This window comes from Phaeobacter sp. HS011 (assembly GCF_018101215.1).
GTDB lineage: Bacteria > Pseudomonadota > Alphaproteobacteria > Rhodobacterales > Rhodobacteraceae > Phaeobacter > Phaeobacter inhibens.
The window spans coordinates 1-25,318 of sequence record NZ_JAGEUF010000013.1 but is presented as its reverse complement, the minus strand read 5'-3'; the positions used below and the strand labels follow the sequence as shown (position 1 = coordinate 25,318).

The window sequence follows — 25,318 nt, the reverse complement described above, 5'->3', positions numbered from 1 at the left end:
GTCTCGTTCACGGCAGAAACCGGTGGCACAGCGGCAGCAGAGCCTGCCGGAGACGCGGTGTCACCCCGCGCCCCCTCTGCCCTACCCTGCTGGTTCGCATGAAGCGGGGTGGCCATGGATCAGAAACTGTAGATCAGGCCAAGCCCAACCGAATAGCGATCCTTGTTGTTGGTCAGCGGGCTGTCGTGAACCTTCTTGTCGACCAGCTGATAATCCACCGTACCCAGCACCGACACTTTGTCGCTGATCGGATAGATCACGGTCATATCGACAAAGGGCTCGGTGGTGGAGCCGACATCATAGGCGGCACGCTGTGCGTTTACCTCGCTGGCGGACACCCCGTAAAGGAAGTTGTTCAGCTTCCCGTCCCGCATCCGCGCCCCGGCGCCGATGTCGACCCCCAGCTGACCCATCTGGAATTCGGTCCCGAACTTGGCTTCGACGTGATAGCCGTCATGCTCGTTGGAGACATCCGCCATCGCGCTACCGGCCATATAGAACCCGTCAAACCGATAGGTAAAATCAAACCCGGCCTCGATCGGGGTGCTGCGCTTCAACCCGGCAAACAGCGGCTTGTTCTCCGGGAAATCCGGCTTCTCGCCTGCGCCAACACGCACCGAAACCTCCAGATCTTCACCGTTCAGGAAATGATAGGCGACCCCGTCCCATCCGACATGCAACCGATCACTGTCATAGGACACAAACGGCAGCGCGGCGGCCTCTGTGCCTTCGCCTTTGTAAAGATCGGAGGCCGCAAACGCCCCCAGCCCGAGGGTGAACTGCCCGTTGGCAAACAGCCCATCAGCGGCGGCACCTGATGCGCCCGCCAGAAAACACGCGGTCACGAGAGCGGCGCTGCGTTGAAAATTCATTGTCGTATCCTTTTTCAGGTCTTGGTTGGGTATCTGTGATTTGCCCCGCAGCGCGCGTGTGACGCAGCCAGATCCGGGGCGAATGAAAGCAATGTATTCGGCGTCTTTCAGGTCAGGCGCCAGACCAGGGGCGTCTCAGCCGTCAGGCGCGGGCGCAGATCCCTGTCCGTGCGGACACATCCGGACACAGCAAACACCGATCAGCGCCGCCGATGGGTGATATCGGCATGCACCACACAGGGCTCCGCAGTGCCGATCTGTCGGGCGATGCGCGGCGGGAAGGTGATCGTGGCCACCGCCTTCTGATCAATCAGCCCCTCAGAGATCACCCGTGTTTTCAGCGCGGTCACGGTTGTGACTTTGCCAAACAGGGTGCGCTCGACCTCGGTCATCACCCCTTCCCAGCGGTTGGGGCTGGTGCGGGTCCAGTCGATATCGACCTCCCAGGCGGCGTTCAGATGGTTTAGGTCCAACGGGGTGGAGAAGGTCAGCGGCTTGGAATACAGCACCTCATCCTCGGCATCCGCTTCAATCTCGCGCCGCAGGGTGGCCGAACAGCCACTGACCGAGCGGAACTGCATCAGCGCCAGCCAATGACCATCACGCGGCTGGATGTCATCGACACCGGCGCCGGCACGGCTCGCGGGCGACACCCCAATGGCAAGCCCCAGCGCGATGCAGACCACCACCGGCAGCAATGGCACATTGCGTCGGTACTGCCGCAGGGCTGAGGTCAGGTGACGGGGATGAAAAGAAGCTCTGAGCATGGCGCGGTCTCTCTCTGGCCAGATATCGGGGTGGGCGACAACAGCGGGTTTCGGGGCCGCACATCGGCCACCTTGATCACAGCTGTGACAGACCCCCGCGCCCCTGTCGTCCAACCGGGCCGGACAGGACGCGAACCCTGCCCGTCCCGGCAGGACAGGACGCCGGACCGGGCACCAACAACGCATTTCGGCCTGCAGATCGACGATCTCAGCGCAGATCAGCCATCGACTCGCTTGACATAATACCAAAAGGTTTCATATAAAGAGATACCATAAGGTATCATGAAAGGGAGCACAGACCGCCATGGCCCACGCGCACCCGTCGCCGACACAACCGCCCGTTCATCCGCCAGAACAGATGGCCTTTCGCGCCCTCGCCGATCCAACCCGCCGCCAGATTCTGCGGCTTCTGGCACAGGACAGCCTGACCATCGCCGAGGTGGCCGAGAATTTTCAGATGACCCGTGCGGCGGTGAAAAAACATCTCACCATTCTGGACGAGGGGAATCTGATCTCGGTCCGCACCGAGGGGCGCGCCCGCCTCAATCGCCTCAATCCCGATGGGCTGCGACAGGTGTTCGACTGGTTCGGCTTCTTCGATGCCTTCTGGGACGACCGCCTTGCGACGCTCAAATCCGAAATCGAAAAGGACATCCAATGACCGATACGATCCTGCGCAAATCCATCTACCTTCGGGCTGCCCCGGCCCAGGTCTGGGCCTATCTGACCGAACCGGAGAAACTGGAGATCTGGTTTCACAAGCCCAAGACCCCCCTTGTCGAAGGCCCTTATGAAATGTTCGGCACCGAGAGCGGCAATAGGCTGATGTGGGGTGAGGTGCATCTGGCCGAGCCTTACACCCGGCTTGAGTACAGTTTCACCATCGCCCCGATGGGCGATCAGACCAGCACCGTCTCCTGGACCCTGACGGAGGTGCCCGGCGGCACCAACCTGTCGCTGACCCACACTGGCCTGCCGCAGGGGGTAGAAGCCTTCGATCTGTTGTTGGCATTGGACAAGGGATGGGACGAACATCTGGCCCGCATGCGGACCTCCGCCCACGAGGGCTGACCAGCGGGGAGACATATGGCGATCTGCTCCCGGCGCGCGGCTCGGCGCCGCCGTGGGTGGATCAGCCGATCACCGTGACACCGGGAATGTTGCGGATCAGCTCGACATCCTCGAAATAGCGATCCGTCATCGTATCGACAAAGCCCTGCGACCAGCCGGGCAGATCGATTTCTTCCTCTACCGCATCTTCGGAATGGAAATAGGACAGGAACAGCTCCCGCACCTGATCGCGCTGCGCCTCGCTCAGCTTCGGGCGCGCAGTAAGATACGCCTCCAGCCGCCGGGTCCCCTCCTCCGTCATCGCCTGCCGCAGGATATCTGTCTCACCGGCAAAGCGGTAGCCCGCTCCCTGCCCGGTGACCTGCCCCAGCACCTGCGGCCACACCACCGGGGTTTCTTCATTGCACCAGACGGTGATGCCACACTCCGGATTGGCACTCAGAATATCGCCGACCACCTCGGACCAGCGCAAGGCCATCAGGTCCGTATCCCCTGCAAAATCGTACCAGTCCTTCTGCGTCTGCGCGCCAAAGGCGGTGGGCACCAATGTCGCCGGGTTGCACAAGCCGAGGAAAAACTCGCAGTGCGTCTGCGGAAACACCGATCGCAGTGCAGCGGTATTGGCCCCGGCATTTTTGTACAGGCGCCCCCCGTTCAGCATCCAGGCCGGCATGCCCAGAATGCTCGACATCGACAGCACCACCCGCGACGCATCCGCCTCGCGCAGCACCCCGTCGAGAAACGCACCGCAGTCTTCCTCGCTGACATCCGCTTTGGCAGCGCGCCCTTTCAGATCGGTCAGCTCCTTCATATAGGTGCCCGGACGCCGCACCAGCACGCCATCCTTCAGCAGCCGCCCCGCATCCTTGCGCAGCGACCAGACCAGCTGATCCTCATCGGTGAACGGCGCGCCGATATGCAGCGCAACGGTCAGCCCTTCCGACCCTTGGGCGGGCGCGGTGGAGAGGCTCTGCTGTTCTGTCATAATCCAACTCCGCCCCAGGGCTGTTGCGTGATAGGTGGCACCGGCGCCGTCGCCACAGCCGAAACTGCGACCGCTGAACCGGAAGCCCCACCCCGCAGAATTGCCGCGGTGTTTGTCTTAGTTTTGTCCCAATTTTGTCCTTTCTGTAGCGAGCGCCCGAAAGGAGAGTCAATGCACCGGGGCGCAACCCACGTGTTCAGCGCAGCAGGATCGGCGATCCCCGGCCTATCGCCGCCACCGCAACAACAGGAAAGCCGGGCAGATACCCCGGCTGCTGCCCGTGATTTGGCGTGTGTTAGAGCCTATTTCCGACCTCTGGGGTGCGGTGCGCCGCATCAGACAGCACCGCCGTCCGCAGCCTAGCCTGCCAACTGCTGCTGCTCTGCGTCCCCATCCTGCGCGACGGACTGCGGAAAGCTGACAGTGAACACCGTGCCACGTGGCTGTGCGGCCGAAACCTGCACCGTCCCGCCCCAGCTCTCCACCGTTTTCTTGATGAAGGCCAACCCCAGCCCGCTGCCCTCGGTCGAGGCAGACAGCCGGTGGAACGGGGCAAAAATCTGCTCGTAGTGCTCTTCGGGAATGCCCGGCCCGTCATCACACACCGAAAGCATCACCGCGTCGTCCGTGCTCTGCGCGCTGAGAATAATGGTGCCGTGATCCCGGTCGTGGTGCTGCAGCGCATTCACGATCAGATTGCGCATGACCATGTCAAAGGCGATGGGATTGACCCGCAGCCGTGGCATGTCAGGCTCGATAATCACCTCAAAGCCTTCGCGCGGGCCGGCCAGATCCAGCACCTCCTGCAGGCGCGGTGACGGCTCGATCATCTCGGACCGGTGGCTTTCGCTCTGGGTCGTGGAATAGACCAGCAAATCCTGCACCAGCTGCATCATGCGATGGGACAGCCGTTCCATCTGTGACCAGTTGTCCTCAATTTCCGGCGGCAGCGAAATCCCCGCCGCCTCCATGTCTTCAGCCATGAATTCAATCAGATTGAGCAGGCTGAACAGCGGCGCCTTCAGATCATGGGCCGTAATGGAGGAGAAGGTGCGCAGATCCTCATTCGCCGCCTCAAGTGAGACCGCCTGATGCGCGATGGTGTCCTGCTGTTTCTGCAACTGGCTCACATCCACCCGCAGTGATGCGAAATGCCGCGCGCCCAGTTTGACATCACGGGCCTGAAATACCCGGCCATCCTGCGTCCGCACGGTCCGCACCTCTGCCCGGCCACGCCGCATATCGTCGATAAACAGATCGACCTTTTCTAAGATTTCCACATCGCTGAGGTCATTTTGTATGATGCCATCAACATAGGATTGCACGATCATCTGCCGCATGGTCGCGCCCTTTTTCAGGGCGGGCACCATGCTGGGAAAGATCAGCTCAAACCCGTGGTTCCAGTGTATCGCTTTGAGGTTGTCGTCATAAATCACGATTGCAGCGGCCACCTCATCCAGTGCGCCGATCAGCAGCTGGTCACTGGCCCGGTCCCGCGACAGCTCGGCCGAGCGTTTTCGATAATGAAAGAACCAGTAGCCCAGCACCAGGATCGCCGCCAGCATCACCGCCGAAATCAGCAGCCCCCACCGCACCAGCACATTGTCCCAAAGCGTACGCGAGCGACCAAACCAGGTCTGTTCCACTTCGGCCAGATATTCCGACGAAATGCTGCTGTAGATCGCCGCATTCAGCACGGTGCGCAGCGGCTCATTTTCGGCTGCCACCACAAACCCGTAAGGGCTGGTCACCAGGGGCGGCTCCAGCGCCACAATCTGGTCTTCAACTTCGGCCGTCCGCAGGCGCCGCAGAAAACCGTTATGCGCCGACACCACGGCGTCAATCTCACCGGTCAGCAGAGGCAGGATCAGATCATCGGTGGTGTCAAATTCCACCAGTCTTGCAAAGGGGATCAGCCGCGCACCGGAGACCGCGAAACTGCCGCGCACCACGCCAACCGTGGTGCCGGTGAGATCGCCGAGATTTGCAACCGAGCCATGGCCCCGCACGAAGGCGCGCAACTCAAAAGCGCCGAGCTTCTCCGTCGCCAGCCCCGCCGCCAGCCGTTCCGGGGTCAACGCCAGCAGCGAGGTCACATCCGCTGCACCGCTGCGCAGCTCCTCCAGCATACCGGCCGGGTTCTGGGTGGGCTGAAACAGCACCTCATACCCCGCCGCATCGGCAATCCGGCGCATGATATCAATGGACACCCCCTGTGGCTCTCCCGCGCTGTCAGTGAAGGAATAGGGGTGAAATTCCTCATAGGTCATCCGGATGGGCTCCGCCATCGCCACGGTCGCAGCCGCCGGACCTGTCACAAATAGGATCACGAGCAAAATTTGCCTGATCATGAGAGAGTAAAGAGCCTGCAAGTGTCGTCCAGTCATCCGTGCCGCGAGTGACCCCCATCTGGCCAAGAAATGCTAAACCGATCGTTAAAGTTCGGCGGTAGATATAACTTTAAACATTAATCAGCACAAAAAGTGATCCAAGCAGGGAACCATTGCAAGACTTGGGGCGCGAAGCTGATGCTCCGCGCCCCTGAAGGTGATCAGCGGGCCGCAGGGTGCCGCTGATTATCTCTCGCAATCGGATTACTGCTCATAGTCGGGCAGCTGTTCCAGTTCTTCCTTGCTCATCGACACATAGGCGCGCAGGTCGTCGCCCTCATCGGCGCGCAGAATGTCCATCTTGCTCAGCTCCAGCTCGACCGGTTTTTCACCCAGCCCCAGGAAGCCGCCGATATCGGCCACAATCGACTTCACCTTGCCATCGTCAGTCAGGTTGATCTGCGACACTTCGCCGATCCATTCATCCTTGCTGTCATAGAGCGGCGCGCCGGTCAGCTCTTCGCTGGTCAGATCAGTGGCCACGACATTGGCAAACCCGTCCCGGGCAAAGACGTCTTTGACGGTCTCTTCGGTGTTCTCAGCCAATGCGTCGGCGTCATCCTTGATTTCGCCAGCGGCCGCAGTTGCGTCCTGTTTCATGTCGTCGGTGGCAGCATCCGCCTGGCGCGTCCAGTCATAGGTCGGCGCCTCTTTCAGCACATCAGCCGAAGCTTCCATGACCAGGAAGAAGTCGCTCAGATCTTCGGCGGTGGAGCTGTCGGCGACAAATTTCACCGACTTCATATCCACGGCAACCTGATTTTCGCCCATGCCGAGGAAGCCGCCGATATCAACCAGAACGGAGTCCACGGTGCCGTCACGGTTCAGCACCACATCGTTGATCTCGCCGATATCGTCCCATTCCTTCTGCACGCCAGCATATTCAGTTGCATCTTGGCCGCCTTCGGCACGGTAGACGCGCATACCAATGAATTCGGAGGCATGGATCGCCATCGGGTCCGCCTCGGCGCGGAACATATCGCCATGACCGTCAGCCAGAACGGCCGTTGCAGGAGTCAGGGCGATAGCGGTGGAGAGAAGCAGATTTTTCATTGTTTTCATCCTCTTGTGCTGTCAGCGATATCGTTGCTGTTACTGGTGGGATAACTCGACCAGCGTAATATTAGTTCCCAGTGACACTGATTTTTTCGACCAGTGGCGGGACAGCTGTTGCGCCTGCTGCGGATCAATCAATGATCAGTACACCGCCACTCTGCCGGGTTGCGCTGCTTGCTTGGCGATGGATATGCGGGCGGTTTCCGCCCCCCGTGCGGCTCTGATCGACACAGGGGGCGTAGTGAGCGTGAGGGGCGGGCCTGATATGCTTATACGTGTGTATCTGCGTCTGCGAACCGCGACGTAAGCCATCCGCCGCTGTTAGCTCAGCCGCGCCTCGATCAGCGCCAGCAGCGCCTCCACCTGATCGGGGTCTAGGCTGCGGCCCTTCAGATCAATCCGCACTGCTGTTGGGGCGACTTCTGCCGACAGATCGCCACCGGAGGCCAGCCGCCGCGCCGCCAGTCGGGTGACCTGACGCGGGCGACCGCCACGCGGTTTGATTTCAGCCGCTGGACCCGTATCTGCCAGCACGGTCTCCAGCAACCGCCACTCGGCCCGCTCATCCACCGGATCCGCCCCGGCCAGCGCCGTGCGCAAGGCCCCCTGCCCGCCCGAGCGCAGTGCCGCCGCCAGTTTCAGCCCGGCCTTCTCCGACAGCGCATTGGGATAGCGCAGCAGATCGCCCAGCCCCTCATGCACGGCGGCAAAGCTGCGCACTTTGGAGCGTTTCGCCTTGGAAGCCGCGCCGAACAGCGCATCCACCGCCGCCTCGACCGAGGCAAACACCCCCTGCCCCGCCACCAGCACCGCAATGCGCCCGCGTTCATAAGGCGTCAGATTGGCGCGCAGTTCGTTTTCCTCGATCATCGCCACATAGGCGCCCGCGCTGTCCGCGCCCCGCCGCAGAAACGCTGGGATCTCGGCAAAGCCGTCTTCGCTCCGGTTCAGCCGCGCATAGGCTTCCAGGCGGCGAAAGCCCGACACCAGACCGTAGCCATCCTCCAGCGCAATCACCTCAACCGGGCTGCGCAGACCATGGGCGCGGATGGAGCTGATCAGCTCGTCCAGCTCCTCCTCATCGATCTGCATCCGGTCGCGGCGCAGATAGTCGCGGTCAATCTCTGCCAGCGGGATACGCAACACGGTTTCACCGGCATCCTCTGCCGCGCGCCAGCGTTCGGCGTCTGCCTTGTCACGCGCCATCTCGACCCGGTCCGCCACCGCCGCCATACCATGCAGCTGTGCCGCCTCGGCTGAGACTTTGGCGATGGGCGGCGCGCTGGCAGGGACGCCACCGGGCGCCGGGTCAAAGGGGTTGATGCCGGGTTTCGTCGCGAAACCCTCCTCGATGGCTTCGATCTCGGATGCGTCGGGGGCGCTCAGCCGTCTGCGTTTTGCCATGTTACTCCGCCTCTTCCATCTGGGTGTCACGCCACCAGCTGCCGATGAGCAGCTCTTTGAACTCCGCATAGGTCCGATCAAAGGTTTCGCGACCGCGTACATAGGTATCGCGGTTGAAGTCGCGATAGTCTGCTTCGTAGATCCCATTCACCTGTTCTCCCGCCTGCCCAACAAGGGCGGTGACATCCTGACGGTAGGCGTTCATGAAATCTCCGAAATAGGCCTGGATCACATTCGCCATGTCCGTCTGCTGACTGGCGTCAAAGCGCGTGATCAGCGCCCTTACTACATCCCATTCAAATTTAATTTCCGGCAAACCCGCCGCGCGCTGTGCCATATTCTCGCCCTCCTCGATGGAGGCGAAGGTGGAATAAAGCATGTCGAAAAACCGCCCCGTCGAGTCAAATTCCAGAAACGACGCCCCCAGCGGCACCAGCAGGATATCCGCCGCCGCCAGCGCGTTGATGGTCAGATAGCCAAGCGCCGGGGGCGTGTCGAGGAAGACGATATCGTAGTCGTCCAGAATGCCCTCCTGCTCAAGGAAATTGCTCAGCGCATCCCACAGCGGCCAGCTGCGCAGCCCCATGCGCCAGACCGGGATCTGGAACTCTGCCCAATACAGGTTCAGCTGCGCGCCGATCAGATCAATGTTCGACCAATGGGTTTTCTGGATGACGTTTCGCGACGAAACCCGCAGCGCCTCGTTCAATGTCTCATCCAGCGGCAGTTCCGGCTCTCCGGCGGCGGCGCGCACGGCGTTCTCCGCGACCACGGATTTGGCATAATCCTTGGCGATCAGGGGAAAGACGGTGGACCATTCGTCCTCTACCGTGCCGCCAAGGATGGAGGTCATCGACCCCTGGCTGTCCAGATCAATGACCAGCACTTTGTAACCATCCAGCGCGGCCGACATCGCCAGATGCGCCGCCGTCGAGGTCTTGCCAACGCCGCCTTTGAAATTGGCAACCGCCGTCACCTTCGCCGGCACGCCCTTGGGACGGTAGGGCAGGTATTCCTTGGTTGAGATCCCTTCGGAGGCGAAATGCTGTCGCAGCGCCAACACTTCCTCCAGCGTGAACCATTTGGAGCCGCCTTCGCCCTCGCCTTGGGGCAGGTCGGGATGGTTCTTCAACACGCGGCGCAGGTGCTGCGGTGCCACAGGGATCAGGTACCGGGTGATCTCCCAGGTCGAGAACTTGCGCAGCCGCTTTTCGCCGTCTGGCGCATAGCCGCGCCGGGCCAGATCTTCGCGGCCCTTGCTGCACATGGCAGCCGCCTTGGCAAAGCGGGTAGTCTGGATCGGATCCGGCAGCTTGGCCGCGGCCTGCTCCGGGTCCAGATTGAAATACGGGGGCAAGGTGGGAGAGGTCATGAAGGTGCTCGATCTCTGTGCATAATTTATGCTGGGTCTGGGCGCGTGTTTTATATTTTCGCTTATATGCCAGAGAATAGGGAACATCTTCTGCGCTGCATAGGTGGGATGGACCCAAAGTGCGAATTTTTCCGGGTGCCTTATCAGCACAAAGGGAGGTTTCGTCGCGAAACGTTCCTGTTTCCCCTCCAAAACTTGAAAATAGATCACAGCTAAACGTTTATATTTTTTAGAATCTTTAGAGTCTTTGCTGTGAATTAGCTTCCTGAATACAATCACTTACACCAGTTTGGGGACCCAATTCCGGGTTCATTGGCACCCGGATACGGGATAATAGGGACCCATCAACGGGATAACAGGGCCCTGAAAGCGGGGCAAAAGGCGCCGATTCTCAGGATGACGATTCCTGACCATCCGGTCTGCCTAGGCCTGCAATCCACTCAGATCTGACCCCATGATAGACCGCTACAGGACCGCAATACAGAGCCTGTAGCGCCATTTTTGACACTGATTGAGCAAAATACGTGGTGCGCACTGGGCGCGCGCTCAGCGGCTCTGCGGCGCAACACCCGGCGGGATTATGCGATGCTTGGGACTGCGCTGCGATTCGCAAGCGGGACGCCTGATCCACCCGGCGTCCCGTGAACGGGTACCTTTTAGCCGGCGCCCGCCGCGCGTACCAGTTCCGATGCAGACTGGGGTGGCTTTGCAAAAGGAACCCGTGCGCGGTTGTCGCATGGGTTCCTTTTGTGGCAGGATATGGCGCAAAAGAGAGCGATGATGACAGGCAGTGATTCCATGGCAGAGCCCGGCTTTGACGAAGAGCGGCTGACCGGCGCGTTGACCCGCGAAACGGTGAAGAAGAATGTCGCCGCGATCCATATCAGCGGCAAGCTGACGCTGCTGCAGCGCAAGCTGTCGAATGTGCTGCTGCTCAATGCCTATGACACGCTGACCTCGGCGCACAGCCATACGATTGACGCGCGCACTCTGGCGATGATGGTCGGGTATAACTCCAACGATATCGACAGCCTGCGCGCCAGCCTCCGGGCGCTGGCGGAGACCGTCGCGGAATGGGATATGCTGGATGAGCAGGGTCATCAGGAATGGGGCGTTTCCTCGCTGCTCAGTTTTGCCAAGCTGAAGAACGGCGTCTGCGAATATGCCTATTCGCCAGAGCTGGCCAAGAAACTGCATGACCCCAAGATTTTTGCCCTGATCAACGTCAAGATCCAGCGCAACTTCAGCTCCGGCCACGGGCTGGCGCTCTATGAGAACTGCTATCGTTTTGTGCGCACTGGATCGACCGGCTGGTGGGGGCTGGATATCTTTCGCAAGCTGATGGGCGTGGATGGCTCCGCCTATTACGAGAGTTTCAAACATCTCAACGCCAAGATCATCAAACCGGCGGTGGCCGAGGTCAATAAATCCTCCGACATCATCATCGAACCGCAGACCCGCAAGAAGGGTCGCGCGGTCAGCGAAATCCGCTTTCTGATCCGTGAAAATCCGCAGATGGCGATGTTCCAGATCGACGACAGCGACGGTCTGCGCCAGCAACCGGTTTATAAAGCGCTGCGCGGGCAGGGGGTCTCGGACCGGTTGGCGCGGCAATGGATCACCGAACATGGGGCCGAATATGTGCAGCAGAAGCTGGACTATGTGGCGGGGCAGGGGGCGGTGAAATCACCGCTTGGCTATCTGCGCGCGGCGATTGACGGCGATTACAGCCTGTCGCCGGACGGACCAGCCGCGCCGCCGATTTCAGCTGAGGAAGAGGCCCGCATTCGTGAGGCGCAGGCGCGCCGCGAGGCCGACGCCGCAGCCGAGGCCGCCGCCTTTGACGCGCGCGCCGCCGCGCGCCGCGACCGTGCCCGGCATCTGGATATCGTCGAAACTCTGGTTTCGCGGCGAAACCCGACCCAGCGCGACGCCGACAAACGGCTGTTCCTGTCGGGGCTGGACAGCGATCTGGACCGCGAGCATTTCCGCCAGCACGGCTGGCGTTCGGCGCTGAATGCCGGGGCGATCATCGCCTTCTGGCAGGAGCTGGAGCCGGAGGCTTTTGACAGCTAGGGCTGTCGTCCCGGTCGCATTGACCTGCGCGATCCACGCCTTAGGTCGAGCAGGGCAGCAGCGGGACCCGACCAGCTGCCGCAACCGGGAACAAGGGCCGCAGCACGATGACCTCTTCACCAGATGAGACCAAGCTGGATCACATAGGGCCGGATGAAATACGGCCAGTGTCCGGGCAACCCATAGCGGCGGACGCACGCGCGGTTGCCGTGCCCAGCGGGCGTGTCTCGCGGTTGGCGCGGATGGGCGGGTTGGCCGCGCAGGTTGCGGGCAGCGCCGTGGTTGGCGGGGTGCAGGCGCTATCGCAGGGGCACCGCCCACAGCTGCGCGATCTGCTGCTGACACCCGCCAACGCCCGCCGCCTGACGGCGGAACTGGCGCGGATGCGCGGCGCGGCGATGAAGCTGGGTCAGCTGATGTCGATGGAGAGCGGCGCGCTGCTGCCGCAGGAGCTGTCGCAGATCCTGTCCCGACTGCGGGCGGAGGGGGATTTCATGCCGCCAAAACAGCTGCGCCAGGTGCTGGATGCGGCCTGGGGCGAGGGCTGGCGGCGCCAGTTCTCACGGTTCGATGTGCGCCCGATGGCGGCGGCCTCGATCGGGCAGGTCCACCGCGCGCAGCTGCGCGATGGGCGTGATCTGGCGATCAAGGTGCAATATCCCGGTGTTGCGCGCAGCATTGACAGCGATGTCGCCAATCTGGGCAGCCTGCTGCGGGCCTCGCGGCTGTTGCCCAGGGGATTTGACATCGCCCCCTATCTGGAGGAAGCGCGGCGGCAGCTGCATGAGGAAGTCGACTATGCGCGGGAGGGGCGCTGTCTGGCAAAATTTGCCGCGCAGCTGGAGGATCAGCCGCAGTTTCTGGTGCCGGAGTTCCATCCCGACTGGTCCACGGGCGCGGTTCTGGCCATGTCCTATGCCAGGGGGCGCCCGGTTGAAGATGCGCAGACGGCCCCGCAGGAGGTGCGCGACCGGGTGATGCGGGATCTGATGGCGCTGATGCTGCGGGAGCTGTTTGAGTTTGGCCTGATGCAGAGTGATCCGAATTTTGCCAACTACCTGTTTGATCGGGAGAGCGCGGCCATCGTTCTTCTGGATTTCGGCGCAACGCGCCAGCTCGCACCGCAGGTGGTGGCGCAGTACCGCGCGCTGTTGCGCGCGGGGATGAGCGGCGATGCGGCGGCGCTGACCGCAGCCGCCGCAGATCTGGGGCTGGTCGCGCCGGATGGGATGGCGGATGCGGGGACGATGCGCGCCGACCACCAGCGGCGCGTGTTGGTGATGATCACGCAGGTGTTTGACGTGCTGCGCACGTCTGAGAGCTACGATTTCGCCGATCCCAGTCTGCTGCAACAGATGCAGGCGGAAGGCCTGGCCCTGGCGGAAGAGGGCATGGTGCCCCCTGCGGTGCCGATGGATGTGCTGTTCATCCAGCGCAAGCTGGCGGGCATGGTGCTGCCGGCTGGCCGACTCGGCGCGCGGGTGCCGGTGCGGGCGCTGCTGTCCCCCTATCTGGAGGACACCTGACAGCGCCGGTTAGGCCAGCACCCGGATATAGCCTGCAAGCCCGGTTTTCTGATGTTCGATCACATGGCAATGAAACGCCCAGTCCCCCGGATTATCGGCGACCAGTGCCACCTCGATGATCTCGTCCCGCAGCAGCAGCGCGGTGTCGGTCCAGTTCGACGGCAGCCTGCGCTTGTTGGAGCGCAGCGGGCGGAACACCAGACCATGCAGGTGGATCGGATGGGCGTTGGGGCTTTCATTGCGCAGCCGCAGGATCACGCTTTCGCCGCGGTTCAGCACTGCCAGCGGGCCGGCGCCGGGGGTGTCCGGGTCTGCGGCATCGCCGGGCCAGGGTTTGCGGTTGATCGACCAGAACGTATAGCCCAGCGAGCCGCAATAGCCGTTTTGCGGCGCGCCGCCTTCGGGCGTCCAGCCAAACACCAGATCCTCAACCCGCGCATTGGCGAGATCGGGTTCCGGCACGTCATTGGCGGGCAGGGGAGGCAGCTCGGCCAGATCGCGGCCAAGGCTGGGACCGGTGGCGCGGATCCGGGCCAGACGGCGGGGGCCGCCGGGAAAGGCGGTCATCACGTCAACATAAGCGCCTTCGATACGGGGCATCTGCACCGCGATATCCAGACGTTGGCCGGGTGACAGCAGGGCAGGGGCCTTATCGGTGGGCCAGTCGATGGCCTCGCGCAGCGGGTGACCATCGGCGGCAATCACCTGACCGGGGACGCCTGCAACATAGGGTTTGTAGATCCGCGCGGTATCGGTGGCCGCCAGTCGTAGTCGCACCAACCCGCCGGTGGGCGCCTCATAGATCGGATCGCTGTCCCAATTGGCGGTTATGATGGTGCCAAAGGTGCCGGAGCGCGCCGCCCCGCGCGCGGTCCAGAGCTTGAGCCATTCGCCACTGGGGCGCAGTCGGAAATCCCGCAGGTTCAGGGCAATATCGGCGTCAAATCCGGGGTCCTCGGCCTCTTCCACCACCAGCACGCCGGTCAGCCCCATGGCCATCTGGTTCATCGTCATGCAGTGCGGGTGATACCAATAGGTGCCCGCGTCCATCGGGGTGAAGTGGTAGTCGAAACTCTCCCCCTCGCCGATGGGGAACTGGGTCAGATAGGGCACCCCGTCCATGGCATTGTCGAGCCGGATGCCGTGCCAGTGCATCGCCGTGTAATCGGGCAGGGTATTGGTGACCCGCGCGGCAAAGGGCTGGCCTTGCTTAAGGCGAATAACCGGCGGCGGCCCGTCGGGGCGGGTCGAGATCAGATCATCAGTGGGCTGATCGGCGATGGCGTAGCGGGCACGCTGGATGTGGAGTGGCAGGGGCGTCGCAGAAGATTGGGCGCTGGTCTTCGCCTTGGCCGGGGTGGTGAGCTGCGCGCCCGCCAGCCCGAACGATGCCAGTGCTCCGGCGCTGCCCCCGAGTTGCAGCGCGCGGCGGCGGCTGAGGCGGATGGGGCGGGTGTGTGAGGTCATGAGATCACCGGTGTCTGGTCAGCTGTTGGCGGGGCAGGGGAGTGGCTGCCGTGGCTGTTGCGCAGCAGGCTAGCGGCTTTGCCCGGCGGGGGTAAGATCCGGCGCGCAGACTGCGGCGGAATACCCCGGTTTCTAAGGAGCCACCAGTGAGCCACGCGCCGTGCGCAGGACCTCACCGATTTTGCGGAAGAGATCGGCGCGCACGCTGGTGGGCCGCCAGGCCAGGGTGACGCGCCGGGGGCAGGCATCGGCCAAGGGCGTCATCACCACATCCTGACCCGCCGCCACCCCGGCATCAATCGCCAGATCGGGCAAGAGCGTGATTCCCAGCCCCTCGCTCACCATGGAAATCAGGGTGGAGAGCGAGGTGGCGGCAAAGCTCTCGTCCTGCTGGATATCCCGCTCGGGAAAGGCGCTGAGCGCGTGGCGGTGCAGGCAGTGGCCCTGCTCCAGCAGCATCAGCTGCCGCCCGTCCAGATCCGCGCCGCGCAGGCCCACATCGGGCTGGCTGGGACGCGGAGAGAGCGGGCTGACCGCAGGCGGGGCGGCCAGATGATAGCCATCGTCAAACAGATGTAGCGTGTCCAGCCCGGCAGGCGCATAGGGTTCGGCATAGATCACCAGATCCAACCGCCCGCTGTGGACGCCCTCCAGCAGCTGGCCGGTCATTTCCTCGCGCAGGTAGAGTTGCAGATCGGGGAAGCTGGATTTCAACGCAGGCATGGCGCGCGGGATCAGAAAGGGGCCGATCGTGGGGATTGCGCCCATCCGCAGAGTGCCGCCCTCGGGGCTGGCCTGTGCGGCGGCCAGTTCCTCAATCTCTCGGCTGTCCTGCAACAGCTTGCGCGCGCGTTCCGCGATTTCAGCCCCCACCGGGGTCAGGATGACCGAGCGTTTGGTGCGCTCTGCCAGGGTGACGCCCAGCCGGTCTTCCAGCTCTTTTAATCCGACGCTGAGGGTGGGCTGGCTGACATAGCATCTCTCTGCCGCGCGGGAAAAATTCAGCTCATCCGCAACGGCCACGAGGAAGCGCAGCTGCCGGAGGGTGAGGCTGGTGTTATAGGGTGCGTCTATCATGTTGTGGTTTTTAATCCGGTTTTGCGAGAGCAGGCAAGCGGTGCCGATCAGGTTCTCACCCCGACTCAGATGGCATGTGCTAGGGTGGACGACAGCAGGGAACGGGGATTTGGTAATAGCTATTTCCTATATAAGAAATCCTGATTTATCATTTCTGATAATCACACCCCCCTGTTAGCCTTTGCCCGAGAGATCCGGTCCCAGCGTTCTGCCAGGGGGATACAACCGGCTCATCATGATCCAAGATCCAGGAGAGACAACATGCAGCAAGGTGACGGACACACAGGCGGAAAATGCCCGGTTCTGCACGGAAGCAACACAAACACCAGCGCGGGTGTGGCGGATTGGTGGCCCAATGCGCTGAACCTTGACATTCTGCACCAGCACGACCGGATGACCGATCCGATGGCGGAGGGGTTTGACTATCGCGAGGCAGTAAAATCGCTGGATGTTGAGGCGCTTAAGGCAGATCTGACCGCGCTGATGACCGACAGCCAAAGCTGGTGGCCCGCCGATTGGGGCAGCTATGCGGGTCTGATGGTGCGGATGGCCTGGCATTCGGCCGGCACCTATCGCGCGGCGGATGGCCGGGGCGGGGCGACCACCGGCAACCAGCGTTTTGCACCGCTGAATTCCTGGCCGGATAACGTCAATCTGGACAAGGCGCGCCGCCTGCTGTGGCCGATCAAACAGAAATACGGCAACAGCCTGTCCTGGGCCGATCTGATCGCACTGGCGGGCAATATCGCCTATGAATCCGTGGGTCTGCCAACCTATGGCTTCTCCTTTGGCCGCGAGGATATCTGGTCGCCGGAGAAAGACGTCTACTGGGGCGCGGAAAAGGAATGGCTGGCTGCTGGGCGTTATGAGGACGGCGCGGATCGTGACTCGCTCTCCAACCCGCTGGCGGCCGTACAGATGGGTCTGATCTATGTGAATCCCGAAGGTGTCGGCGGGGAACCGGATCCGCTGCGCACGGCGCAGGATGTGCGGATTACCTTTGAGCGCATGGCGATGAACGACGAAGAAACCGTGGCGCTGACCGCAGGGGGCCACACCATCGGCAAGGCCCACGGCAATGGCCGCGCCGATGCGATCGGGGCTGATCCCGAAGGCGGCGGGCTGGCCGAACAGGGTCTGGGCTGGAGCAACAGCAACGGCACCGGCCATGGGCGTGACACCATGTCCAGCGGCATTGAAGGCGCCTGGACCACCAACCCGACCAAATGGGACAACGGCTATTTCTACCTGCTGTTCACCTATGACTGGGAGTTGAAGAAAAGCCCGGCAGGCGCCTGGCAGTGGGAGCCGGTCAATATCAAGGAAGAGGACAAGCCGGTGGATGTGGAGGATCCCTCGATCCGTCACAACCCGATCATGACCGATGCAGATATGGCGATGATCAAGGACCCGGAATATCGCAAGATCTCCGAACGGTTCTACAAGGATCCGGCCTATTTTGCGGATGTTTTCGCCCGCGCCTGGTTCAAGCTGCTGCACCGCGATATGGGGCCGCGCAATCGCTACATCGGCCCGGAATCGCCGCAGGAGGATCTGATCTGGCAGGACAATATCCCTGCAGGCAGCACCAGCTATGATGTCGCTGCGACTAAGCAGCTGCTGCGCAATTGCGGGCTGTCGCAGGCAGATATGATCGCCACCGCCTGGGACAGCGCGCGCACTTTCCGTGGATCTGACCTGCGCGGCGGGGCCAATGGCGCCCGCATCCGTCTGGCGCCGCAAAAGGATTGGGTTGGCAATGAACCGGAGCGTCTGGCGACGGTGTTGAGCAGCTATGAGGTGATCGCCGAACAGACCGGTGCAAGCCTGGCCGATGTGATCGTGCTGGGGGGGGCTGTCGCAATTGAGGCCGCCGCCGAGGCTGCCGGTTTCGCCGCCGAGGTGCCCTTTGCCCCCGGTCGCGGCGATGCCAGCGCCGAGCAGACCGATGTTGCCTCTTTTGCGGTGCTGGAGCCGGTGCATGACGCCTTCCGCAACTGGTTGCAGGGTGATTTTGCCGCCTCTGCGGTGGAGATGATGCTGGACCGGGCCCATCTGATGGGGCTGACGGCGAAGGAGATGACCGTCCTGATCGGCGGCCTGCGGATGCTGGGTGTCAACCATGGCGGCCGCAAGCACGGTGTCTTTACCGATCGCGAAGGCACACTGAGCACCGATTTCTTCGTCAACCTGCTGGACATGGGCAATGTCTGGCGTGCGGCGGGTGATGAGGTCTATGAGATTGCCGACCGTCAGAGCGGCGATGTGAAATGGACGGCCACCAATGTGGATCTGGTGTTCGGCTCCAACTCCATCCTGCGCGCCTATGCCGAGGTCTATGCCCAGGACGACAACCGTGAGAAATTCGTCAAGGATTTCATCGCCGCCTGGACCAAGGTGATGAACGCCGACCGGTTCGACCTGCACTGATCGGCGCAGATACCATGCAGTCCCGCCCGGCAGCTGATGCCGGGCGGTTTTTTTTTGGCTCCGGGATAAAAATAACGGTTCCCGAGAATAAACTGGGATCCTGATGCGTAACCCTTAGGTGAGCGGCCCGGCATGGGCAGCCCGGTCAACCCTGAGGAGTAGCTTGAGATGAAATTATTTGCTGTTGTTGCCGCCGGACTTATCCTGACGGCCTGTGATGATGCCTATGCTGCGGGCCATTCCGCTGAGCCGCTGCTCGCGGAGAACGGCATGTCGCTCTATACCTTTGACAAGGACAAGAAAAATACATCCGTCTGTTATGACGCCTGCGCGGTGAAATGGCCGCCTTATCTGGTGGATCAGGGCGCTGGCGCCAAGGATGGTCTGAAAAAGATCAAACGGAAAGATGGTGCGATGCAATGGGCCAAGGATGGTGCGCCGCTGTATTTCTGGCAGGGGGACAAGGCGCCGGGCGATACCAGCGGCGATGGTGTTGGCGGTGTCTGGCATCTGGCGCACTGAGGCCATGATGGCAACGGGTGCGGCGAAAACTGTCGCCGTACCCGCTGCAGTCTTCTATGATCGACGGGAGGTCACGCCGACATATGACCTCGTCGTCTTTGTCCGATAGCCAGGCCCAGATGTCCCCTGACCAATTCAAATCCGAGATGATCGGCCTGCTGCCCCGGCTGCGGCGCTTTGCGCTGAGCCTGACACGCTCGGGTGCGGATGCGGATGATCTGCTGCAGGAGGCCTGTGCGCTGGCCTTGCAGAAATGGCAGCAGTACGATCCTGCGCAACCGTTGGACCGCTGGATGTTTCGGGTGCTGCGCAATCTTTGGGTCAGTGAGATCCGCAAGCGTCGGGTGCGACAGGGGGCGGGTGTGGTTCCGGTGGAAGAGGCCACGGAACTGGCGGCTTCGGGGGTGTCCGGTGCAGATGTTGCGGAGACAACCCTGACAGCGCGACAGGTGCAGAGCCGTATCGCCGATCTGGACCCGGCGCTGGCGCAGCCTCTGCTGCTGGTCTGTGCCGAAGGCTACAGTTACCGCGAGGTGTCGGAGCTGCTGGATGTGCCCATCGGAACGGTGATGAGCCGGATCCACCGCGCCCGCAAACTGTTGATTTCCAGCCTGTCTCATCAAGAGGTCGCCGAGCTATGATGGATCTATCGGAAAAACTCAACGCCTATCTGGACGGGGAGCTGTCGGCGGATGCCGCGGCAGAGATTGAGGCGCTGTTGGCGCAGGACGCGGCTGCGCAGGCTGAATTTGATGCGTTGCTGGAGGCGGATGCGCTGGCGCAAAGCGGATTTGACGCGGTTTTGCGCGATCCGGTGCCCTTGTCACTGGCGCAGTCCATCCGCGCCGCGCCCTTGCCTATGCCTCAGGAGCCTGTGCCGGGTGCAGGAGCGGATGACACGGAGGGGCCCTTGGCGCCGGGCTGGCGATACGCCTTGCCGCTGCGGTCCGGTCTTGCGGCTGGATTGGCCGTTTTTGTCCTTGGCGGGATCGGGGGCTACTGGTTGAAGGACGTCGCCGCACCTGCTGTGATGACAACCACGCAGGAGGCTGCGGCGGGTTGGCTGTCGGATATTGCCGATTACCATGCGATCTACGCCAGAGAGACGCGCCATCTGGTGGAGGTGCCTGCTACTGAGGCGGATCATCTGCGGAGCTGGCTGACCAAGACGGTTGAGGTCACCTTTGCCATACCGGATCTGTCGGCGTTCGGGCTGACATTTGAAGGCGGGCGCCTGCTGGTGGCCAATGGTGCGCCAGTGGGTCAGCTGATGTACCGGGGGGCTGATGGCACGGTGATTGCCCTGTGCCTTCAGGATGGTGCGATGCCTCAGGAGGATGGGTTTGCCGCCCGGACCCTGCGCGGGTTTGATTTCATCAGCTGGAACGGCGAGGGCGGTAAGTTTGTTCTGATTGGTCCCGAAGGTCAGCCCGGTCTGGCGGACATCGCCAGGGCGGCGGCGCAGGGGGTTGCGATCTGATGATGCGCATCCGCGTGCCGTCTCTCTGTACACATGTCACGTCTGAGACGTCGGATCGGCGCCGTTATCGCGGTCCAATAGCGGTGTCAGTACCGGGGCAGGGGCCTCAATCAGGTCACTGAGACGATATGCCATCAGTACCTCTGTAAACGCCTGCGCTGCCTCGCACAGGACGCCTTTCAGACGGCAGTTTCCGACCAGAAGGCAGCTGCTGCAGTCGACGATTTCCATCGGTTCATTCATCGCATGGACAATGTCCCCGACGCGAATCTCTGACGGTTCCCGACCGATCTGTACCCCACCGGAGCGGCCGCGAATGCTATGAACATAGCCGTGACGAACCAGCTCGCTGATGATCTTCATGACCGAACTGGCAGGCAGCTGGTGTATGCGGCTCAATGTCTCAATTTCAAACTGCTGATCGGGCCGTGTGGCCAATAAAATAAGGAGCCTGAGGGCATAGTCTGTCTTCAGATTTAGCTTCATTTCTGGCTCCGGATGGCGGGGTCTGCAGAGGTTTAATATTCATTCTGGTTGAATGTTTGTATAGCGCAAATATACATTCACTTGAAATGAATGTTTTAATGCCGCCCGGATGTTCCGGGTTTGGCAGATGCAGAGAAGGATTAGACCTATGGCACAGCCCCTGTCGGAGCAGAGCAAGGCGATTGTGACCGCAACCGTTCCCGCGCTGGAGGCCCACGGCGGCGCCATCGTGGCGGAGATGTATACCCGCCTGTTGGCGGACGAGGATATCAAGGCGCTGTTCAACCAGTCGCACCAGCAGGGCGACTCTAGCCAGCATGCGGCGCTGGCCAATGCGATCCTCGGCTATGCCCGCAATATCGATAATCTGGGCGCGCTGCGGAGCGTGGTGGAGCGGATCGTCAACAAACATGTCAGCCTGCAGATCAAGCCTGAACACTACACCCATGTGGCCACCGCACTGCTGGGCGCAATCGAGGCGGTGCTGGGGCAGGCCGTAAGCCGCGAGGTGCTGGATGCATGGGGCGAGGCCTATTGGTTTCTGGCAAACCTGCTGATCGAGGCAGAGCGCAAGATGTATGACGATATCGCCAATGCCGAAGGCGGTTGGAAGGGCTGGCGTGATTTTGTCATCGATGGCATCATAGGCGAAAGCGCCTCGGTCAAATCCTTCGTGTTGCGCCCCGTGGATGGCGGGCCGGTTCTGCGGCATCAGCCGGGACAGTATCTGGCCTTTGATTTTGACCACCCGGACACCGGCAAGGCGCGGCGCAACTACTCGATCTCCTGTGCGCCCAATGGCGAATACTACCGGATCTCCGTTAAGCGAGAGCCAGGCGGTGTGATCAGTGGCTGGCTGCATGAGGTGGCGACCGAGGGCACTGTGCTACGGGTTGCCGCCCCGGCGGGGGATTTTGTGCTGAAGGACCGGCCAGAGGGCGAAGTGGTGCTGCTGTCTGCCGGGGTCGGGCTGACGCCGATGGTTGCCATGCTGGAAACACTGGCGGCCAATGATCGCAGCGCCACCTACCTTCATGCGGCGATTGATGGTGACAATCTGGCTATGGAGGGTCTCAGCAAATCGTTGGCCAAGCGGAGTGTGATCTTCCTGGAAACCCCGAGTGACGCGGACCGTGCGGCGGCACGCTATGATGTCGAGGGGCGGATTACCCCGGACTGGCTTGCCGCGAACACCAATACGGCGCTGTCCGATTACTACATCTGCGGTCCCAAAGGGTTCATGGCGATGGCCATCGCAGGTCTGCGGGCGGCGAATGTCGATATGGATCGGATCCATTTCGAGTTCTTCGGCCCGGCCGAGGATCTGGGTGTCGCCTGAGACACTGATGGCCGTGGCGGGGAACCGCTGCGGCCATCTTGTCGTGCAGACCTTATGCACAGGAACAGACAGCCGCGCGGCGGCTGGTTGGCCGCGTCAGTCCAGTCGCAGCCGGAGGGTGGCGTAGATCAGCAACAGCAGGCAGCAGCCTGCGGCGATCAGGAATGGCATCCGCAGGGCAAGATCGCGGCCCAGATCGGTTTCCATCAAGGCCACCACTGTGCCGCCGGCCAACGCGCCCAGAGGCATCGATCCCCAGCCAAAGCAGCGGTAGATACTGTTGACCCGGCCCAGGAGCTCGGAGGGGATGCGGCGCTGCCGCCAGGACACAGTGATCACATTCCAGACCATGGCCGCCGTCATCACGCCAAACATCGCCAGCGCCATGACAACACCGCTGCTGCTGATCCCGATCAGCGCATAGCCGACCGCCCAGCCTGCAATCGACAGATAAAGACAGGGCTGCACCCCGATCAGACGACTGAGGCGCGGCGCAATCAGGCTGCCGGTTACGGCCCCCAGCGCGGCAACCGACAGGACAAACCCGTATTCGGTCGCGCTGAGGCCGAGGACCTCCTGCGCGAAGAGCACCTGAACGGTGATGGTTGCAGTGGCGAGGAAGTTGGCGATGCCGAGCACGATCGCCAGACGCAACAGCAGGGTATCGCTGCGCATGAAGCGGATGCCCTGCATCAGCGCCTTGCGAAACCCTTGCTGTACCGGGGCGCGGGGCGACAGGCTGATCAGCCAGACAAAGCCCGCCGCCAACACCAGAGCCACCACATCCAGCCCAAAGGGAATGGCAATGCCGGCCGCAATCAGCAGACCTGCCAGAGGCGGGCCGATGAACTGGCCGGTCAGCTGCTCGGCCGTCCACATCTGGCCATTCGCCGCCTCAAGATCGGTGGCGGCGACGATATCGGGGAGGATGGTCTGGGCGGCATTGTCGCGGATCACCTCCGCCGCCCCCAGCACAAAGGCCAGCCCGGCCAGCGCCCAGATTGCCCCCGGCACCGGTTCGCTGAGCGCCAGCATCAGGATCGCCAGAACGATCACCGCGCGCAACAGATCGGCGCGGGCGATCAGCTTGCGCCGGTCTGTCATATCCGCGATCACCCCGGCCGGCAGTGCAAAGAACAACCACGGCAGCCGCCCGGCAGCGGCGACGGCGGCAATGGCCACCGGATCGCGGGTCATCAGCGTTGCCAGCCAGGGCAGCGCCAACAGGATGAAACCATCCCCCAGATTGGTCAGCGCCCCGGCGGTGAACAACAGGCGGTAATTGCGATTTCTGAGCAGAAGTGGGGCGGCCATCGGTATCTCCGGTTGTGTGGCTGATCCAATGCTAGCGCCTGCTTGCCGGGCTGTCACGGGGCGTCGGCTTAGGGTCGAGATTCAAAGCCGGTAGATGGCTCATGCCGCGAGAACGAGTGTTGATAGGAGTACCTAGGGCACCTATTGTCGCGTGTCGTGTGTCGCGATGTGGCTCCAGACCTTGGTCTGGTTGCAGCATCGCTACTTTTCACGTTCTGATATGACGAGGTATAACAAGTAGATAGGTCCACCGAGGAGCATGCTGTGTATACCTAATTCTAGACCTACAAGCATCTCCTCCTCTGGTATCCAGTATTTTACGATAACAAAAATAAGGTATAATCCAAGAAACGGCTTAAATTTTTTGTTGTTCAATATCAAAGGCCTATTCAATTTAGAACGTGATGGAGGGGTGGTATTAACACCATTCGGAAATGTCACCGGGTTTGCAAAGCAGAAGTGTCACCACAAGGCGCGACGGTAGCAAGGCACCATGACCAAGATGTAAGCCGATACGCTCCTTAGGTGCGAGACCGTCTGGCGCAGCGGACGAGCGCGCGTCCTGTTCCGACGCTGAACCAGTTGATTGATGGCTGCCAGGCTCGCTGGGAGAAGAGGTAATCCGCGTTCACGCGCAGGATCACTACGTGGAAATCGTGACAACCGCCGGGCGGAATCTGGTGATGCTGAAATTTTCTGATTGCGTTGAAAACTCAAACCGGTGGAGGGGGTCCAATGCAATCGTTCCCACTGGGTGCGTCTCAAACACTGCCGTCGGATCTCGTCCTGCGGCAGTGCTTATGTCTGTGAGATGAGCAACGGCGACGCGGTACCCGCCAGCCGTTGGAGATATGCGCTGGTGCGTGAGTGGCTCAACCGCGCAAGCCGCCCCACCTGACGGTCATTCCTCGTTGAGGTTGGTCGGCGGTCAAAGCATGTGTGATGTGCTGTCGCTGTATTCTTAACATAATCCACATTACAGTATAATGTTGCAGGCCGGTGGCCCCACTCCCGTCATGCGGGGTGGGCGACCAGTTTGAGCTCCAGAAATTCCTCAACCCCATATCTGCCGCCTTCGCGGCCGATGCCGGATTTCTTGGTGCCGCCGAAGGGGCTGCCGGGGGCGAGGTCGGCGCCGTTGACGAAGACCATGCCGCAGTCCAGCTGCCGGATCACTGCGGACTGGATGGCGGGGTCGTTGGAATAGACGTAGCCGGCCAGCCCGAACTCACTGTCATTGGCCATCGCGATGGCGTCGTCGAGATCTTCGAAGGGTTGCAGCACGATCACCGGGCCAAAGATCTCCTGCCGCACAACCTCGGCTTTGCGCGCCACATCCGCCAGGATCGTCGGCTTGACGAAATAGCCGGTTTCCATGCCGTCGGGACGCCCCGCGCCACCGCAAAGCACCGTGGCCCCGGCAGCAATCGCCCCGTGCAACAGGGTCTGGATGTGGTCGAACTGTCGGCCATTGGCCACCGGCCCGAGGTGATCGCCGGACTGGGCGGGATCCCCCAGAGTCCAGAGTGCGGCGGCACGCTGCGCGGCCTCTTTGGCGGCGGGGTAGGCGCTGGCTTCAATCAGGATGCGGGTTGGTGCATTGCAGTTCTGCCCGGAGTTGGGAAAGGTCTTGGCAAGGATTTTCTCCATGGCCTGATCCAGATCGGCATCCTCGAACACCAGA

The 25,318-nt window shown here is 61.9% G+C and carries 22 protein-coding genes; 10 read left to right on the top strand and 12 right to left on the bottom strand.

What is annotated here, in order from left to right:
* Positions 1-119: 119 nt before the first annotated feature.
* Together J4721_RS18920 and J4721_RS18915 are read right to left on the bottom strand one after the other, a co-directional pair.
* Positions 120-872, bottom strand: coding sequence for a MipA/OmpV family protein (locus J4721_RS18920; RefSeq protein ID WP_211003374.1), 753 nt, complete (start codon positions 870-872; stop codon positions 120-122).
* Positions 873-1,072: 200 nt separating this feature from the next.
* Positions 1,073-1,639: a hypothetical protein gene (locus J4721_RS18915; RefSeq protein ID WP_247656210.1), complete on the bottom strand. Its 567-nt coding sequence runs from the start codon at positions 1,637-1,639 to the stop codon at positions 1,073-1,075.
* 304 nt (positions 1,640-1,943) lie between these two features.
* Between J4721_RS18915 and J4721_RS18910 the strand changes: the two genes are divergently transcribed.
* Together J4721_RS18910 and J4721_RS18905 are read left to right on the top strand one after the other, a co-directional pair.
* On the top strand, positions 1,944-2,300 hold the full coding sequence (locus J4721_RS18910) for a helix-turn-helix transcriptional regulator (protein WP_211003375.1): 357 nt from the start codon (positions 1,944-1,946) through the stop codon (positions 2,298-2,300).
* The gene (locus J4721_RS18905) at positions 2,297-2,710 is read left to right on the top strand and encodes an SRPBCC domain-containing protein (protein ID WP_076621086.1); all 414 of its coding nucleotides are present in this window, start codon (positions 2,297-2,299) and stop codon (positions 2,708-2,710) included. Before J4721_RS18910 ends, J4721_RS18905 begins: the two co-directional genes overlap by 4 nt.
* A gap of 61 nt (positions 2,711-2,771) precedes the next feature.
* On the opposite strand, the gene J4721_RS18900 is transcribed toward J4721_RS18905, so the two are convergent.
* The 5 genes from J4721_RS18900 to J4721_RS18880 all read right to left on the bottom strand — a co-directional run bounded on the left by J4721_RS18900 (position 2,772) and on the right by J4721_RS18880 (position 9,917).
* Positions 2,772-3,695 (bottom strand): hypothetical protein, encoded by a 924-nt coding sequence (locus tag J4721_RS18900; protein ID WP_211003376.1) that lies wholly within the window; start codon positions 3,693-3,695, stop codon positions 2,772-2,774.
* A 359-nt stretch (positions 3,696-4,054) separates the two neighbouring features.
* Positions 4,055-6,025: an ATP-binding protein gene (locus tag J4721_RS18895; RefSeq protein ID WP_371816093.1), complete on the bottom strand. Its 1,971-nt coding sequence runs from the start codon at positions 6,023-6,025 to the stop codon at positions 4,055-4,057.
* 264 nt (positions 6,026-6,289) lie between these two features.
* The gene (locus J4721_RS18890; RefSeq protein ID WP_076621124.1) at positions 6,290-7,138 is read right to left on the bottom strand and encodes a PRC-barrel domain-containing protein; all 849 of its coding nucleotides are present in this window, start codon (positions 7,136-7,138) and stop codon (positions 6,290-6,292) included.
* A gap of 324 nt (positions 7,139-7,462) precedes the next feature.
* Complete coding sequence (locus J4721_RS18885) at positions 7,463-8,545, bottom strand: ParB N-terminal domain-containing protein (RefSeq protein ID WP_211003347.1); 1,083 nt, start codon at positions 8,543-8,545, stop codon at positions 7,463-7,465.
* Position 8,546: 1 nt separating this feature from the next.
* Positions 8,547-9,917: an AAA family ATPase gene (locus tag J4721_RS18880; RefSeq protein WP_014876591.1), complete on the bottom strand. Its 1,371-nt coding sequence runs from the start codon at positions 9,915-9,917 to the stop codon at positions 8,547-8,549.
* 798 nt (positions 9,918-10,715) lie between these two features.
* Between J4721_RS18880 and J4721_RS18875 the strand changes: the two genes are divergently transcribed.
* Both J4721_RS18875 and J4721_RS18870 read left to right on the top strand, forming a co-directional pair.
* Positions 10,716-11,993 (top strand): replication initiation protein, encoded by a 1,278-nt coding sequence (locus J4721_RS18875; RefSeq protein ID WP_211003378.1) that lies wholly within the window; start codon positions 10,716-10,718, stop codon positions 11,991-11,993.
* A gap of 107 nt (positions 11,994-12,100) precedes the next feature.
* Positions 12,101-13,519, top strand: coding sequence for an AarF/ABC1/UbiB kinase family protein (locus J4721_RS18870; RefSeq protein WP_211003348.1), 1,419 nt, complete (start codon positions 12,101-12,103; stop codon positions 13,517-13,519).
* A gap of 9 nt (positions 13,520-13,528) precedes the next feature.
* Here the strand turns inward: J4721_RS18870 and J4721_RS18865 are convergent, their stop codons facing one another.
* Positions 13,529-14,986 carry a multicopper oxidase family protein gene (locus J4721_RS18865; protein ID WP_211003349.1) on the bottom strand — a complete coding sequence of 486 codons (1,458 nt, stop codon included), beginning with the start codon at positions 14,984-14,986 and terminating at the stop codon, positions 13,529-13,531.
* Positions 14,987-15,118: 132 nt separating this feature from the next.
* The gene (locus J4721_RS18860) at positions 15,119-16,063 is read right to left on the bottom strand and encodes a hydrogen peroxide-inducible genes activator (protein ID WP_014876534.1); all 945 of its coding nucleotides are present in this window, start codon (positions 16,061-16,063) and stop codon (positions 15,119-15,121) included.
* 261 nt (positions 16,064-16,324) lie between these two features.
* Here J4721_RS18860 and katG point away from each other — a divergent pair, with 261 nt between their 5' ends.
* From katG to J4721_RS18840, 4 genes are all read left to right on the top strand, one after another.
* Complete coding sequence (katG, locus tag J4721_RS18855) at positions 16,325-18,493, top strand: catalase/peroxidase HPI (protein WP_102916141.1); 2,169 nt, start codon at positions 16,325-16,327, stop codon at positions 18,491-18,493.
* 168 nt (positions 18,494-18,661) lie between these two features.
* A complete protein-coding gene (locus J4721_RS18850) occupies positions 18,662-19,015 on the top strand; it encodes a hypothetical protein (protein ID WP_076621101.1) in 354 nt (117 codons plus the stop codon).
* A gap of 119 nt (positions 19,016-19,134) precedes the next feature.
* Entirely contained in the window at positions 19,135-19,656 is a 522-nt protein-coding gene (locus J4721_RS18845) for an RNA polymerase sigma factor (RefSeq protein ID WP_247656209.1), read from the top strand.
* On the top strand, positions 19,653-20,495 hold the full coding sequence (locus J4721_RS18840; RefSeq protein WP_211003350.1) for an anti-sigma factor: 843 nt from the start codon (positions 19,653-19,655) through the stop codon (positions 20,493-20,495). Before J4721_RS18845 ends, J4721_RS18840 begins: the two co-directional genes overlap by 4 nt.
* Positions 20,496-20,531: 36 nt before the next feature.
* On the opposite strand, the gene J4721_RS18835 is transcribed toward J4721_RS18840, so the two are convergent.
* Positions 20,532-20,981, bottom strand: coding sequence for an Rrf2 family transcriptional regulator (locus J4721_RS18835; RefSeq protein ID WP_102856186.1), 450 nt, complete (start codon positions 20,979-20,981; stop codon positions 20,532-20,534).
* A gap of 148 nt (positions 20,982-21,129) precedes the next feature.
* Between J4721_RS18835 and hmpA the strand changes: the two genes are divergently transcribed.
* On the top strand, positions 21,130-22,320 hold the full coding sequence (hmpA, locus tag J4721_RS18830; RefSeq protein ID WP_211003351.1) for an NO-inducible flavohemoprotein: 1,191 nt from the start codon (positions 21,130-21,132) through the stop codon (positions 22,318-22,320).
* 96 nt (positions 22,321-22,416) lie between these two features.
* On the opposite strand, the gene J4721_RS18825 is transcribed toward hmpA, so the two are convergent.
* Entirely contained in the window at positions 22,417-23,634 is a 1,218-nt protein-coding gene (locus tag J4721_RS18825) for an MFS transporter (RefSeq protein ID WP_102856184.1), read from the bottom strand.
* 721 nt (positions 23,635-24,355) lie between these two features.
* Between J4721_RS18825 and J4721_RS19950 the strand changes: the two genes are divergently transcribed.
* Positions 24,356-24,532, top strand: coding sequence for a LytTR family DNA-binding domain-containing protein (locus J4721_RS19950; protein ID WP_102860017.1), 177 nt, complete (start codon positions 24,356-24,358; stop codon positions 24,530-24,532).
* Positions 24,533-24,648: 116 nt separating this feature from the next.
* Here the strand turns inward: J4721_RS19950 and J4721_RS18815 are convergent.
* The coding region (locus J4721_RS18815; RefSeq protein ID WP_211003480.1) for an aldehyde dehydrogenase family protein at positions 24,649-25,318 on the bottom strand (670 nt) is incomplete at its 5' end.

Excerpts from the sequence above, each read along its gene's own strand:
- J4721_RS18845 (WP_247656209.1), top strand. The coding sequence starts at position 19,135 with ATGTCCCCTGACCAATTCAAATCCGAGATGATCGGCCTGCTGCCCCGG.
- J4721_RS18875 (WP_211003378.1), top strand. The coding sequence starts at position 10,716 with ATGGCAGAGCCCGGCTTTGACGAAGAGCGGCTGACCGGCGCGTTGACC.
- J4721_RS18885 (WP_211003347.1), bottom strand. The coding sequence starts at position 8,545 with ATGGCAAAACGCAGACGGCTGAGCGCCCCCGACGCATCCGAGATCGAA.
- J4721_RS18825 (WP_102856184.1), bottom strand. The coding sequence starts at position 23,634 with ATGGCCGCCCCACTTCTGCTCAGAAATCGCAATTACCGCCTGTTGTTC.
- J4721_RS18850 (WP_076621101.1), top strand. The coding sequence starts at position 18,662 with ATGAAATTATTTGCTGTTGTTGCCGCCGGACTTATCCTGACGGCCTGT.
- katG (WP_102916141.1), top strand. The coding sequence starts at position 16,325 with ATGCAGCAAGGTGACGGACACACAGGCGGAAAATGCCCGGTTCTGCAC.
- J4721_RS18890 (WP_076621124.1), bottom strand. The coding sequence starts at position 7,138 with ATGAAAAATCTGCTTCTCTCCACCGCTATCGCCCTGACTCCTGCAACG.
- J4721_RS18880 (WP_014876591.1), bottom strand. The coding sequence starts at position 9,917 with ATGACCTCTCCCACCTTGCCCCCGTATTTCAATCTGGACCCGGAGCAG.
- J4721_RS18900 (WP_211003376.1), bottom strand. The coding sequence starts at position 3,695 with ATGACAGAACAGCAGAGCCTCTCCACCGCGCCCGCCCAAGGGTCGGAA.
- J4721_RS18920 (WP_211003374.1), bottom strand. The coding sequence starts at position 872 with ATGAATTTTCAACGCAGCGCCGCTCTCGTGACCGCGTGTTTTCTGGCG.
- J4721_RS18865 (WP_211003349.1), bottom strand. The coding sequence starts at position 14,986 with ATGACCTCACACACCCGCCCCATCCGCCTCAGCCGCCGCCGCGCGCTG.
- J4721_RS18905 (WP_076621086.1), top strand. The coding sequence starts at position 2,297 with ATGACCGATACGATCCTGCGCAAATCCATCTACCTTCGGGCTGCCCCG.
- J4721_RS18870 (WP_211003348.1), top strand. The coding sequence starts at position 12,101 with ATGACCTCTTCACCAGATGAGACCAAGCTGGATCACATAGGGCCGGAT.
- J4721_RS18860 (WP_014876534.1), bottom strand. The coding sequence starts at position 16,063 with ATGATAGACGCACCCTATAACACCAGCCTCACCCTCCGGCAGCTGCGC.
- J4721_RS18915 (WP_247656210.1), bottom strand. The coding sequence starts at position 1,639 with ATGCTCAGAGCTTCTTTTCATCCCCGTCACCTGACCTCAGCCCTGCGG.
- J4721_RS18840 (WP_211003350.1), top strand. The coding sequence starts at position 19,653 with ATGATGGATCTATCGGAAAAACTCAACGCCTATCTGGACGGGGAGCTG.
- hmpA (WP_211003351.1), top strand. The coding sequence starts at position 21,130 with ATGGCACAGCCCCTGTCGGAGCAGAGCAAGGCGATTGTGACCGCAACC.
- J4721_RS18910 (WP_211003375.1), top strand. The coding sequence starts at position 1,944 with ATGGCCCACGCGCACCCGTCGCCGACACAACCGCCCGTTCATCCGCCA.
- J4721_RS18835 (WP_102856186.1), bottom strand. The coding sequence starts at position 20,981 with ATGAAGCTAAATCTGAAGACAGACTATGCCCTCAGGCTCCTTATTTTA.